Annotated in this window: 13 protein-coding genes; 1 reads left to right on the forward strand and 12 read right to left on the reverse strand. The window is 53.8% G+C overall.

Annotated features, from left to right (window positions below):
• Positions 1-41: 41 nt before the first annotated feature.
• From WMO29_RS12830 to WMO29_RS12870, 9 genes are read right to left on the reverse strand one after another with little or no spacing between them, the layout of a single operon-like run.
• A complete protein-coding gene (locus WMO29_RS12830) occupies positions 42-824 on the reverse strand; it encodes an SDR family NAD(P)-dependent oxidoreductase (RefSeq protein ID WP_178039168.1) in 783 nt (260 codons plus the stop codon).
• An 18-nt stretch (positions 825-842) separates the two neighbouring features.
• Positions 843-1,667 carry a Cof-type HAD-IIB family hydrolase gene (locus WMO29_RS12835; RefSeq protein ID WP_349165069.1) on the reverse strand — a complete coding sequence of 275 codons (825 nt, stop codon included), beginning with the start codon at positions 1,665-1,667 and terminating at the stop codon, positions 843-845.
• A 12-nt stretch (positions 1,668-1,679) separates the two neighbouring features.
• Complete coding sequence (locus WMO29_RS12840; RefSeq protein ID WP_349165070.1) at positions 1,680-3,635, reverse strand: YgiQ family radical SAM protein; 1,956 nt, start codon at positions 3,633-3,635, stop codon at positions 1,680-1,682.
• 3 nt (positions 3,636-3,638) lie between these two features.
• Positions 3,639-4,319, reverse strand: a complete 681-nt coding sequence (locus WMO29_RS12845; protein ID WP_178039165.1) for an HAD-IA family hydrolase — start codon at positions 4,317-4,319, stop codon at positions 3,639-3,641.
• The gene (locus WMO29_RS12850) at positions 4,304-5,026 is read right to left on the reverse strand and encodes a pseudouridine synthase (RefSeq protein ID WP_349165071.1); all 723 of its coding nucleotides are present in this window, start codon (positions 5,024-5,026) and stop codon (positions 4,304-4,306) included. The genes WMO29_RS12845 and WMO29_RS12850 overlap by 16 nt, the downstream gene beginning before the upstream one ends.
• A gap of 1 nt (position 5,027) precedes the next feature.
• The gene (locus WMO29_RS12855) at positions 5,028-6,425 is read right to left on the reverse strand and encodes an RsmF rRNA methyltransferase first C-terminal domain-containing protein (protein WP_349165072.1); all 1,398 of its coding nucleotides are present in this window, start codon (positions 6,423-6,425) and stop codon (positions 5,028-5,030) included.
• Entirely contained in the window at positions 6,426-7,238 is an 813-nt protein-coding gene (locus WMO29_RS12860) for a GTP pyrophosphokinase family protein (RefSeq protein ID WP_178039162.1), read from the reverse strand. It abuts the gene before it with no gap.
• A 13-nt stretch (positions 7,239-7,251) separates the two neighbouring features.
• Entirely contained in the window at positions 7,252-7,932 is a 681-nt protein-coding gene (locus tag WMO29_RS12865) for a peptidoglycan DD-metalloendopeptidase family protein (RefSeq protein ID WP_178039161.1), read from the reverse strand.
• A 47-nt stretch (positions 7,933-7,979) separates the two neighbouring features.
• Positions 7,980-9,428, reverse strand: coding sequence for an aminoacyl-histidine dipeptidase (locus WMO29_RS12870; RefSeq protein WP_349165073.1), 1,449 nt, complete (start codon positions 9,426-9,428; stop codon positions 7,980-7,982).
• A gap of 31 nt (positions 9,429-9,459) precedes the next feature.
• On the opposite strand from WMO29_RS12870, the gene WMO29_RS12875 reads away from it, so the two are divergent.
• Positions 9,460-10,428 carry a nucleoside recognition domain-containing protein gene (locus WMO29_RS12875; protein WP_178039159.1) on the forward strand — a complete coding sequence of 323 codons (969 nt, stop codon included), beginning with the start codon at positions 9,460-9,462 and terminating at the stop codon, positions 10,426-10,428.
• On the opposite strand, the gene WMO29_RS12880 is transcribed toward WMO29_RS12875, so the two are convergent.
• From WMO29_RS12880 to rsmD, 3 genes are read right to left on the reverse strand one after another with little or no spacing between them, the layout of a single operon-like run.
• Complete coding sequence (locus tag WMO29_RS12880) at positions 10,379-10,963, reverse strand: ATPase (protein WP_178039158.1); 585 nt, start codon at positions 10,961-10,963, stop codon at positions 10,379-10,381. The genes WMO29_RS12875 and WMO29_RS12880 overlap by 50 nt on opposite strands.
• 31 nt (positions 10,964-10,994) lie before the next feature.
• Positions 10,995-11,483: a pantetheine-phosphate adenylyltransferase gene (gene coaD / locus WMO29_RS12885; protein WP_178039157.1), complete on the reverse strand. Its 489-nt coding sequence runs from the start codon at positions 11,481-11,483 to the stop codon at positions 10,995-10,997.
• The gene (gene rsmD, locus WMO29_RS12890; protein WP_349165074.1) at positions 11,480-12,043 is read right to left on the reverse strand and encodes a 16S rRNA (guanine(966)-N(2))-methyltransferase RsmD; all 564 of its coding nucleotides are present in this window, start codon (positions 12,041-12,043) and stop codon (positions 11,480-11,482) included. The genes coaD and rsmD overlap by 4 nt, the downstream gene beginning before the upstream one ends.
• Positions 12,044-12,045 lie beyond the last annotated feature (2 nt).

A 12,045-nucleotide genomic window follows, 5' to 3' on the forward strand; every position in this document is an offset into this window, starting at 1 on the left:
TAAAACTCCCCTATCCATTTTTAATATGTTATTTTCCCGTTTCAGAAAGAAAACAGCATCGCTGACAGCCGCGTCATCAGGCCCTGGGGCAGTACGCCGGACGCCGCGCGGACCAGCTTCATACTGCCGCCGGAGATGGATACGGCCTTGCCCTTTTCGGCGTCAAATAGGGCCTTCCGTACTACACGCTCGGGCTTTATCAGGAACAGGCGCTTGACCGGGTTCAGCTTAATGCCGCCGGTGGCGAAGAAATCCGTTTTCACCGGACCCGGACACACGGCGGTCACGGAGATCTGGCGGCTGCGCAGCTCTTCCTTCAGCGCTCTCGACAAAGACAGCACGTAAGCCTTGCTGGCCGCGTAGGCCGCGAAGCCCGGCTGAGGCAGAAAGGCCGAGCCGGAATCCATCTGAAGGATTCGGCTGCCCTTCCGGAAATAGGGCAGGCAGGTCATGGTAACGGCTGTCAGCGCGCGGCAGTTGACATCGATCATATTTAAGATCTGATCCACATCCTGGGTTTCCAGCTTCCCGGCATGTCCCAGGCCTGCGGAATTCACCAGAATCCGGATCACAGGCTTTTCTTTTTTAAGCAAAGCCGCAAGCTCCGCACAGGCGTCCTTTTCCGCCAGATCCATGGGCAGGGTCCGAATCGTCGTTTTATCCTTCAGCTCCTCCTGCAGTGTAAGCAATGCCTGCTCCCGTCTCGCGATCACCCAGATTTCCGATATGGAGCGGTAGCTTTCCGCTATCTGACGGACGAATTCCCGGCCCATGCCGGAGGATGCTCCTGTTACGATTGCGATGGATGCTCTCTTTTTTTCCATCCTTTCCACCTCCCGGTTTTATCCAAGCAGATATTTGTAAATGGCTTCCGCGCAGCCGTCGTGATCACAGTCCGCCACGGTGACATCCGAAATTGCTTTCACCGAATCCAACGCATTTCCCATGGCTACGGCAAGTCCTGCGGCCCGTAGGACACTTAAATCATTGTCTGCGTCTCCCACGGCGATGCTGGCGCTCACCGGAATGCCGAGGGCCTCGCAGAGCTTCGTAAGGCCCACGCCCTTATCGACGCCTGTGGCAGTCAGCTCCAGGGACGAGCTCTCCGCATCTACCATTTCCACCGGAAGCGCCAGAGCCTGAATCCGCTCTTTGGTCCGCGTCCTGGATTCCATACTCTGATGATACAAATTGATTTTCTCCACCGGAAATGGATTGGCCATGTAGAAGCCATACAGATCGTCATGGGGCTCCACAACCCGGGCATGCAGCTCCTTGTAGACGCCCATGCCGTAGCGATCGATGTGGGCCAGCTGGTTGGTCTGTTCGATGGATTTCTCATCCAGGATGTGCAGCATGGCTTCTTCCTTCCGAGCGAGGCGGAAGATTTCCTTGACCACAGGGATATCTATGGTGTTGGAATAAATCACCCGCTGCTTCCGAAAATCGTAAACCATAGCTCCGCTGGTACAGTTCACATAGCGGAGACCCGGGATCAGTTTCCGGAATTCTGTCAGCTCCGGGCGGCAGCGGCCGGTGGAAAGCACAACTTCTTTGCCTTCTGCCAGTGCTTTTTTAATGGCTTCTCTGCATCCGGGGCTGATTTCTTTTTTGCTGTTTAATAAGGTGCCGTCCATATCCAGGGCGATCAGCTGATATTGACTCATAAATAGCTTCTCCTATTTCTTCTTGTGTACATTCCGGATCGTCTTCTTTTTCGCTCCAGCGTTCTTTCGAACATTTGTTTCTGTTCGTTCCGTGCGTCCGCCTGCTCTGTTCCCGGAACTGTTTTTCCGGAAATCGGTTTTCTGTCCACTCCGCTCTCCGGGTCTTCCTCCCTCCGGGCGAAGCAGGCATTTGGGTCCATAACCAATGAGATCCCGGCGGCCACATTTCTCCAGGGCTTCCTGCACCAGCTCCCGGTTCTTGGGATCCCGGTACTGGATCAGCGCCCGCTGCATGGCCTTTTCATGGGGATTCTTCGGCACATAGACCTTCTCCATGGTGCGAGGATCGAGACCGGTGTAATACATACAGGTGGACATGGTGGAGGGCGTCGGGTAGAAATCCTGCACCTGCTCCGGCATGTAGCCCAGATCCCGGCAGTACTCGGCCAGCTCCACTGCCTCTTTCAGCGTCGATCCCGGATGGGAGGACATGAGGTACGGCACCAGATACTGCTTTTTCTGCAGGGTTTCGTTCATCTTTTTATAGCGGCGGCAGAACTCCTCGTAGACGCTGCGGTTCGGCTTGCCCATCTTCGATAAGACTGCGTCGGACACATGCTCCGGTGCCACTTTCAGTTGGCCGCTTACGTGATATTCACAGAGTTCTTTCAAAAAACTCTGATTTGGATCCGCCAGCACATAATCAAAGCGGATACCGGAACGGATGAACACCTTTTTCACGCCGGGGATGGCCCGGAGCTTCCGGAGAAGGCTGATGTAATCGCTGTGATCGGCCTTCAGATTCGGACAGGGTTTCGGAAACAGACACTGCCGTTCCGGGCAGGCTCCGGCTTTCAGCTGCTTATCGCAGGCAGGCTGCCGGAAATCTGCGGTGGGACCGCCCACGTCGTGGATATAGCCCTTGAAGTCCTTATCCTTTGTCATAGCCCGGGCCTCCCGGAGCAGGGATTCATGGCTTCTGGCCTGGATGATCCGTCCCTGGTGGAAGGTCAGGGCGCAAAAGCTGCAGGCTCCAAAACAGCCCCGACAGCTTGCCAGACTGAATTTGATCTCCGAAAAGGCTGGAACCTCGCCCTGCGTCAGACAGGAAGGATGCACCGCCCGCTGGAACGGCAAATCGTAGATCTCATCCATTTCCTCCTGGGACAAGGGTTTTGCCGGCGGATTCTGCACGATAAACAGATGTTCGGAATACTGCTCCGCCATCCGTTTTCCCCGGATCGGATCGGCATTTTTCTGCTGAATCCCGAAGCTTTTGGCATATAGAGTCTTATCGGCCTTCATACTCTCATAATCCGGCAGGAAAATCGCGTCGTAAATATCCTCTTTATGGCTGGTCTTGTAGACAGTTCCATTTACAAAGGTCAGATCCCGAATGGAAATTCCGGAAGCCAGCGCGTCGGCAATCTCCACGATGGACCGTTCGCCCATGCCATAGGAAATCAGATCCGCTCCGCTGTCCAGAAGCAGTGACCGCTTAAAGCCATCCGCCCAGTAATCATAATGGGCCATGCGTCGGAGACTGGCCTCAATGCCGCCTAAGATAATAGGCACATGCTTATATACATGGCGAATCAGGTTACTGTATACCATATCGGCCCGGTCGGGGCGTTTTCCCATAACACCGCCCGGCGTGAATGCGTCAGTCTTCCGGCGTTTTTTCGACACGGAATAGTGATTTACCATAGAATCCATATTTCCGGAGGAGACCAGGAAGGCCAGGCGCGGCTCGCCATAGACTTGAATGCTCTTTGGATCCTTCCAGTCCGGCTGGGCCAGGATCGCCACGCTGTAGCCGTGGCTTTCCAACACCCGCCCGATGATCGCCGGGCCGAAAGATGGATGATCCACGTAGGCGTCGCCGATGACATAGACAAAGTCTGGCTGCGTAATGCCTCGTTCCCTTAATTCTTCTTTTGTTGCGGGCAAAAATCCCTGCTGTTTCATGTATTACTCCTGTCCTGGTACCAACGTCTCATAGGTCCCGTCCAGCACCTGATAAAAATCGTGAATATAGTAATCTGCAAGCCGGCGGTTTTCAGCCTGCCGATCTTTGGCATACGCGTCGTAGATCGAACATACTTTTGCTCCGGCTGCTTTCCCGGCCTGGGCTCCTGCGGGTGTGTCCTCAAAGACCAGACAGTCTTCCGGTTTCGCGCCAAGCTCCGCCGCCACCTTGAGATAGATATCCGGCGCTGGTTTTCCGGCCCCTGCCTCACAGGAGGTCATCAGGCACTGGAAATAAGGCGCAAGCCCCTGCCCGGCCACCACGGCGTCCAGAAGCTCCCGGCCATTGCTGGTGGCGATTCCGGCTTTGATTCCGTGTGATTTTAGGTATTCCAGAAATTCCCGCGCGCCTGGTTTTAAAGGCACTTCATGGGCGTATTTTTCTTTTGACATGGCGATCCACTCGGCCTTAATCACATCCAGACTATCCGGCAGGGCGAACTGCTCTTTAAAATACGCTGCAGTCTCCGAAAAGCTCATGCCCTCGATGGCCTGCTGAAGCCCGGGATAGACTGTCAGGCCATGACGGCCCAGATATTCCACGTCAATGGCTCCCCACATCCACATGGAATCTACCAGGGTTCCGTCCAGATCAAAAAGAACTGCTTTTATTCCGTCCAGCATCCTGTCTCCTCCTTCAATTTTCGAAGTTCTTCTTCCGTAAGGGGCCTGCACGCGCCGATCTCCAGAGTCTCATCCAGCTTCAGACTTCCCATGGAAAGCCGTTTCAGATACGTAACCTCACAGCCGATGACCTCGAACATCCGTTTTACCTGATGAAAGCGTCCTTCCCGAATAGTCACTTCGATCTCCGATTCCGGGCCGGATTTCAGAATCCGCAGTTCCGCCGGAAGGGTCTTTTTCTCATCGCCGATATCCAGTCCCTCCAGAAAGGCCTGCACATGTTCCGATTTCACCCGACCTTGAATCCTGGCGTAATAGGTCTTGTCCACATGGCGTTTGGGGGATAACAGGTAATGGGCCAGCTTACCGTCGTTGGTCAAAAGCAGCAGGCCTTCCGTATCCCGGTCGAGCCGTCCCACCGGGAACAAATCCGAACGAGCGTTCTCCGGCAAAAGCTCCAGTACTGTGTCGAGCTTTTTATCCTCGGTGGCGGAAATATATCCGGCAGGCTTATGCAGCATCCAGTACTCCACCCTGGAAAAGCACGCCTCTTTTCCGGCTACGCACACCACATCGCCGTCCTTTATCTTTGTCTCCGACTTCGTAACCCTTTCCCCGTTTACAGTAACTATGCAGCTTCGCAGCAATTTTTTTACTTCGCTCCGGGTTCCGTATCCCGCTTCACAGAGATATTTGTCCAGACGCATGCTACCACCTCCATCCGGGATAATATTTATTCTTGAGCGTACCGTTTGCAAGCTTTCCCCAGCCTAAGGGGTACCCGTCCACACAGACCAGACACCAGCCTTTCGCCCCTCGCGCTGCCAGGTCCTCCAGATCCAACGTCTCACCCTTTAAATAGCGGAATACACGTTCATCGTCCGCTTTCAGGTCCACCGACAGGGCGAACTCCTCTTTTCGCAGATACATGGCCAGAGCCTGGCTGGGCTCAAAGCGCTTCGGTTTTACTTCGCCCAGATAGAGGCCTGTCCGCAGAAAGCGTAAGGAACGGATATTTTTACCCGTCAATGCCTCAGGCAGCACATATAATCGGCCATCGTAAAGGCGAAAACAACGGGCGTCCCATTTCACATGCAGATCCTTTGCGAAATCCAGCCATTCCTCCGGGAGCTTTTTCAGCACACCCTTAGAGTCTGCCTTTTCCTTGTGCCTTGGTAACGTCGCGGCAGAATTATCAGAACATACATTCTTCTGCAGTAAAGCCACGAAATGTCCTTCCCCATCTAACCGATGGGGAAACAGCCGGGCTGCGCCTGCGCAGGCCCCGAGCCCCGGCGCGAAGCCAAGCGCTTCCCGTTCCTCCGGTAATGGCAGCGGCAGCAGGGTGAAGCCTTCCTCTTTTATCAGCCGCTCAATGGTTTCCTCATTTTCATGTTTCGAAAAGGTGCAGGTGGAATAGACTAACTGTCCGCCCGGACGCAGCAGCTTCGCCGCCGCAGTCACCACGGTTCTCTGAATTTCCGCATAATAATCCGGTCCCTTTTCCAGCCAGTCCTTCACCATGGACGGTTCCTTTCGGAACATGCCCTCGCCGGAGCAGGGGGCGTCCACGAGAATCTTGTCAAACCAGCCTTCGAAATAGTTAAGAAGCCGCTCGGGCGTCTCGCTGGTTACGAGAATATTGCCGGCGCCAAAGAGCTCCAGATTTTTAAGCAGGGCTTTTGCCCGGGAATTACTGATGTCGTTGGCTACCAGAACACCTGTTCCGCGCAGCTTTGCCGCCAGTTCCGTGGCCTTTCCGCCGGGGGCTGCACAGAGATCCAGTACCCGATCGCCTTCTTTGATGGGCAGACAGGCTGCCGGCGTCATGGCGCTGGGCTCCTGAAGATAATAAAGCCCGGCCGCGTAGTACGGATGCTTCGACGCCTGCGCCTGTTCCTCCAGATAGAAGCCGTTTCGGGTCCAGGGAACCGCACGCAAAGAAAAGGCCGAAAGAGCCTGAAACTCCTCCGGACGCAGCTTCCCTGTATTAACACGAAGGCCGCGAAAGCCCTCGTTATGTTCATAGCTTTTCTCCCAGGCATCATATTCATCGCCCAGGAGTTCTCTCATTTCCTGTAAAAAGGATTCCGGTAATTGTAACATTTATTCCTCCGTAGGAAGCGACTGGGCCCGATAGCCCTCCGCAATCATATCCAGCTGTCGGTCGAAGCGTTCCAGCTGATCGATGTCATTCATGGCGTAGATTCGGTAAAATTCATCCTGAATCTTTAGGATCTCCCGCTTATTGGCCACCCGGTACAGGTTCTGGATATTGTTCAGGATATCCGCCACGATGTTCGCCTGAATCCGGAAGGAGATCTGCGCGTCCATGATCTCGCTGCGCACCGTGGACATCTCATTATCCAGGGTGATGATGGCGTCCGCCGCGCTTAAAAGCCGCTCTTTGATATGCTCCGGGATATTCCGCTTGTACTTATACTGGAGGGAATGCTCCACCGTGGCCCAGAAATTCATGGCCATGGTGCGGATCTGCACCTCCATCTGCAGGCGCTTGGGGCCGTTCAGCGTATCCACCGTATAATAAAGGATAATGTGGTAGCTGCGATAGCCGCTGCTTTTCATTTCCCGTATGTAATCCCGCTCCTGCTTGATTTCCATGTCCTTGCGGTTCCGGATGATCTCCACTACCTTGTCGATGTCCTCCACAAACTGACAGATGATGCGGATACCGGCCAGATCATAGATCTTCTCTTCGATATCCTCCAGATCAATTTTCTTCTTCTGACATTTATCCAGAATGCTGGAAATGGTCTTGACCCGGCCATCCACCTGCTCGATGGGACAGTAAAGTCCCCGATCCCGGTGCTCCTTGATCAGGTGGTTAAACTTAGTCATGACCTCCTTGACCGCCAGCTCATAGGGATTTAAAATCTCCCGCCACAATTGTATTTCCATATACCTCTCCTTTTCAGCCGGACGCGCCCCGGGATACCGTCAGCCGGCAGTTTTCCAGATAGCGCAGAAACCAGTAGGGATTCACTGCCAGTTCCGCAAACTCTTCATTTCGAAGATAGATCCCAAGATGCAGATGCACCGGGAACTGACCGGAAGTACCCTCCTGCTTTCCGTAGCCCGTATCGCCCATATAGCCCAGAAGCTGCCCCGCCTTTATGACGTCGCCTTTCTGGAACTCCTCCGCGTAGGAGGAAAGATGGGCATAATAAAAATATACGTCGTGGATGCTCCGGACACCGATTCGCCAGCCGCCCTTTTCCAGCCAGCCGACGCTCTCCACCGTACCGTCTGAGATACTGATCACCGGATACACCCCGCTTTCGTTCTCCGGCGGCATCAGATCCGTTCCCTCATGGCCGCGTGTTCCGCCATAGGTACGCTCGAAAAGCCAGCTGTTCTCATAAGTAACGGATAGGTTTTCCTCTTTCCACTGGGGAATCGGAAAATATTCCAGATCTTTCCAGATATTTTCATACAGCTCATAATAACGCCGCGCAGTTTCCTCCGGGCGCTCCTGCGCCTGAGCCGTCTTAAAAAGTCCGGCCTGTCTCCGGATATGTTCTTCCGTACCCAGAATCAACAGACCAAGACCCAGCAGCAGTAACCAAGACCCCGCAGCTGAAAGCTTACGCATCCCGCATCTTCACTCCGCATCAAAAATGCTTACTAAATATTTTATGCTTAGCGCAGTTCTTTTAGAACCTCTACCACAAATTCATAGATCCGCTTTGTGGAAGAAATACTTAAGCGCTCCTTCGGCGTATGGATATCATACAGATTCGGTCCGATGGAGACACAGTCCAGGCCTTCCATCTTGCCGCTGAACAGACCGCACTCCAGGCCTGCGTGGATGGCCATAACTTTCGGATTCCGGTCATACATTTTCTTAAATACAGACACACAGGTATCCCGAAGTTCGGACTCATGACGGTACTCCCATCCCGGATAGGAGCCCTTCTCCTCGTAGGTTCCGCCCAGAAACTCCACACAGTGGCGGAGACGGTCGCCCAGCTCCTGCTTCTCGGATTCAATGGAGCTTCGGATGCTGAAGGTGGCGGTCGCCTCTTCGTTGGTAAGACGTAAGATGCCCAGGTTCAGGGACGTCTGTACCAGTCCCGGGATATCCATGCTGTCCTTGATGACGCCGTTGGGCACCATATGAAGCACATACATCAGGATGGCCGCGCACTTGGGCGTCAGGGCCTGACCGCTTGCCTTTCCTTCGGATACGAAGCTTACGGTTACACCTGCGTCGCTTGCCGCAAACTCAGTCTTGTAAATGGCGTCGAGGGTATTCAGACGATCTTCAAAGGCCTGACATTCCTCCTCCGGCACATACAGTACCGCTTTCGTGCTGCGCGGAATCGCATTGTCCATGAGACCGCCGGACAGCCCGGCAATCCGGAAATTCACCACCTCGTCCAACCAGCAGAGCGCTCTGCCCATGAGAATATTGGAATTGCCGTGCTCTTTATGAATCTCTGCTCCGGAGTGACCGCCCTGAAGACCGTCTACGGTTACGGTGTAGCGTACGCCCTCAGTCTCCTGATAGACCGCCGGGATATGCAGAATGCCGTCCATGCCACCGGCGCAGCTCACGGTAAAGATCCCCTCCTCCTCGGAGTCGATGTTGATAAGTCTGCGCCCCTTCATATGAGAAGCATCAAAATCCTTGGCGCCCAGAAGACCCACCTCTTCTCCGGTGGTAAACAGACACTCCAGACGGGGATGGGACAGGCTGTCGTCATCCAGAATCGCCAGTGCGATAGCGACCGCGATACCGTCGTCGCCGCCCAGGGTCGTGCCCTTCGCGTAGATAAAATCGCCGTCTACGGCCACGTCCAGGGGATCCTTCGCGAAATCAATAGTACAGTCCGCCTCTTTCTCGCATACCATATCCAGATGCCCCTGGATGATGACGGTGGGTGCGTCCTCGTAACCTGCGGAAGCCTCTTTAACGATGACCACATTGTTGAACTCGTCCCGGGACGCGGATAGTCCGCGCTTCTTCGCGAATTCCATACAATATTCTGCCGCGCCGGCCTCATTTCCCGATCCTCTCGGAATCTGTGTCAGATCCTCAAAATATTCAAATACCTTCTTCGGCTCTAATCCTTCCAAAACTCGCATATTGTTCCTCCTTGCTCTCATATAGATTTCTATGAGAAAAAAATTTATTTATATGACTGTCAGTCTTATCTTACTTGCTTTTTTGCTGCTGGCTCCGGTACAGGCCGCTGCGGCTTCCTCGGAAGGACTGCTGCTGTGGTTCCACACCCTGTTGCCAATGCTGCTTCCCTTCTTTATTCTCTCCCGGCTTCTGATCGCTCTGGATGGGGTCTCTGGCATCACCCGGTTCCTTGCACCCCTAGCACGGAGCTTTTTCGGACTCTCTCCGAACGGTTCTTTCTGCCTGCTGACGGGCTTCCTGTGCGGATACCCTGTGGGAGCGAAGATCTCCGCCGATCTGGTCCGGGAGAACCGTATCACACCCGAAGAAGGCGCGTACCTGCTTACCTTTACCAATAACCCAAGTCCCGCCTTTCTCACCGGCTACTGCCTGACGGAAGCGCTGGAGCTGCCGGAGCGTGTCCCTGTTTCCCTTCTGCTGGTCTATGGCGCGCCGCTCCTCTACGCGGCGCTGACCCGTCACAGGCAGACCTTTCCGGATCTATCCATAGAAAAAAAGACATCCGGATCTCAAATCAGCTTCAAAATCGTGGATGCCTGCATCATGGACGGCCTGGAAAATATCCTGAAGCTCGGCGGCTATCTCATCCTGTTTTCCATGCTGGCAAAGCTGCTGCTTCTCCTTATCGGCTCCCTGCCGCTGTGTTCCTGCCTGACCGTCGGTCTGCTGGAAATCACAAACGGCATTGCCCTGACCGCCGCGTCACCGATTCTTACCAAGCGCGCCGCTTGGGCGCTGTCGCTCTTTATCGTTTCCTTCGGCGGTCTGTCCGGTGCAGCACAGACGGAAAGCATGCTGCAGGGAACCCAGCTTTCGGTTTTAAGTTATCTGAAAGCTAAAGCCGGTACGGCCCTGCTCACCGCCTGCTTCGCCATTCTGTATCTTGGACTTACTGATCTTCCTTTGGCGCTTCCTCTTCCGGCTGTTCTGTTGCGATAGCCGGTCCTAACTCTGCCCGGTTGCTTGCCAGAATCTCGTTGAAATTATTCAGAGAGTTCATCATAGATTCATAGCGTGCTGCGTGTCCTTCCATAGTCTGGCGAACCAGATTCTGCAGATTGCCCAGCATATCGTCGGTGTAGCGCATGGCCTGCATACGGAAGTTATTGGCTTCGATGGTGGCTGCATCCAGACGCTTCTGTGCCTCTGCCTCCGCGGCTGCCATAATTTCATTGGCCTGTACATACGCCTGCTGCATGATCTCATGCTCGTTGATCAATTCGGTCGTATGTATATTGGCCTCCTTGATAATCGCGTCTGCCTTCGCCTGGGCATCTGCCAGAATGGCGTCCCGGTTAGCCAGCACTTTCTGATAACGTTTGATCTCCTCCGGAGTCTTCATGCGAAGCTCCCGCAGCAGTTCTTCAATCTCCTCTTTATTGACAATGATATTCGTCTTTGATAATGTCTGCGGCTTGCAGCCGTCAATGTACTCCTCGATCTCCTCGATGATCTGTTCGATCTTGCTGCTCATAAAACCGTTCTCCTCTCTATTTCCATTTTAGTTACGCGTAACGCTCCTTCATCCGCTCCCGGATTTTTTCTTCCACATAGGGCGGTACAAAAGCGGAAATATCGCCGCCGAAGGCTGCCACCTCCTTGACCGTTGTGGAACTAAGGTAAGCGTATTCCAGGCTGGTCGTAAGAAACAGCGTATCCAGATCCGGACTCATAATCCGATTGGTCTGGGCCATCTGCAGCTCATAATCGAAGTCCGTGATCGCCCGCAGGCCGCGCACGATAATATGGGCTTCGCATTCCTTCGCAAAATCTACCAGAAGTCCTGTAAAGGAGCGAATCTTGATATTCGGATATTCCTTTGTGACTTCTTCTAACATCTTAACACGTTCTTCCACAGAAAACAACGGAGTTTTGGCACGGTTGTTTAAGACACCCACCACCAGCTCGTCCACGATCCGGGAAGCGCGGACAATCACATCCAGATGTCCTTTCGTCACCGGGTCAAAGCTTCCTGCATAAATTGCTCTAATCATTCGTCATCCTCATCCATCTCGATAAAGAGATGCTTATTCGTCTTGTATTTTTTTACCTTGCGGATCCGGTAGCCCAAATCTTCAACCCAGTCTGTCTCTTCGTTCAGTGACGCCTCCAGAATAATGGTTGTATCGGCAGTCATCAGGCTGGAATTTTGAAGGTAACCAAGCACATCCCGCTCCAGTCCCTTTCCATAGGGCGGATCCAGGAAAATGATATCGAAGGGCTCTTCGCCCTCCAGCACCCGAAGCGCTCCCAAAGCGTCCATAAAAAATACCCGCGCCCGGTCATTGAGCTTCGTGAAGACCAGATTGTCGCCGATGCAGTCGTAAGCCTTCCGGTTATTTTCCGCAAAGGCCGCGAAATCCGCGCCCCGGCTTAAGGCCTCGATACCGATAGCCCCGCTTCCGCCAAAGAGATCCAGAAACCGGCAGCCCGGGATCTCCGGCTGCAGCATATTAAATAAAGTTTCCTTAATTCGATCGGTGGTCGGCCTGGTATCCAGCCCCTCAATGCATTTCAGCGGCATACTCCGGGCTGTTCCTGCTATTACTCTCATGT

Origin of the sequence: Laedolimicola intestinihominis (assembly GCF_040096155.1) — a bacterium.
GTDB classification, from domain to species: domain Bacteria; phylum Bacillota; class Clostridia; order Lachnospirales; family Lachnospiraceae; genus Laedolimicola; species Laedolimicola intestinihominis.

Excerpts from the sequence above, each read along its gene's own strand:
- WMO29_RS12865 (WP_178039161.1), bottom strand. The coding sequence starts at position 7,932 with ATGCGTAAGCTTTCAGCTGCGGGGTCTTGGTTACTGCTGCTGGGTCTT.
- WMO29_RS12845 (WP_178039165.1), bottom strand. The coding sequence starts at position 4,319 with ATGCTGGACGGAATAAAAGCAGTTCTTTTTGATCTGGACGGAACCCTG.
- WMO29_RS12840 (WP_349165070.1), bottom strand. The coding sequence starts at position 3,635 with ATGAAACAGCAGGGATTTTTGCCCGCAACAAAAGAAGAATTAAGGGAA.
- WMO29_RS12880 (WP_178039158.1), bottom strand. The coding sequence starts at position 10,963 with ATGAGCAGCAAGATCGAACAGATCATCGAGGAGATCGAGGAGTACATT.
- WMO29_RS12830 (WP_178039168.1), bottom strand. The coding sequence starts at position 824 with ATGGAAAAAAAGAGAGCATCCATCGCAATCGTAACAGGAGCATCCTCC.
- coaD (WP_178039157.1), bottom strand. The coding sequence starts at position 11,483 with ATGATTAGAGCAATTTATGCAGGAAGCTTTGACCCGGTGACGAAAGGA.
- WMO29_RS12875 (WP_178039159.1), top strand. The coding sequence starts at position 9,460 with ATGAGAAAAAAATTTATTTATATGACTGTCAGTCTTATCTTACTTGCT.
- WMO29_RS12850 (WP_349165071.1), bottom strand. The coding sequence starts at position 5,026 with ATGCGTCTGGACAAATATCTCTGTGAAGCGGGATACGGAACCCGGAGC.
- rsmD (WP_349165074.1), bottom strand. The coding sequence starts at position 12,043 with ATGAGAGTAATAGCAGGAACAGCCCGGAGTATGCCGCTGAAATGCATT.
- WMO29_RS12870 (WP_349165073.1), bottom strand. The coding sequence starts at position 9,428 with ATGCGAGTTTTGGAAGGATTAGAGCCGAAGAAGGTATTTGAATATTTT.
- WMO29_RS12860 (WP_178039162.1), bottom strand. The coding sequence starts at position 7,238 with ATGGAAATACAATTGTGGCGGGAGATTTTAAATCCCTATGAGCTGGCG.
- WMO29_RS12855 (WP_349165072.1), bottom strand. The coding sequence starts at position 6,425 with ATGTTACAATTACCGGAATCCTTTTTACAGGAAATGAGAGAACTCCTG.
- WMO29_RS12835 (WP_349165069.1), bottom strand. The coding sequence starts at position 1,667 with ATGAGTCAATATCAGCTGATCGCCCTGGATATGGACGGCACCTTATTA.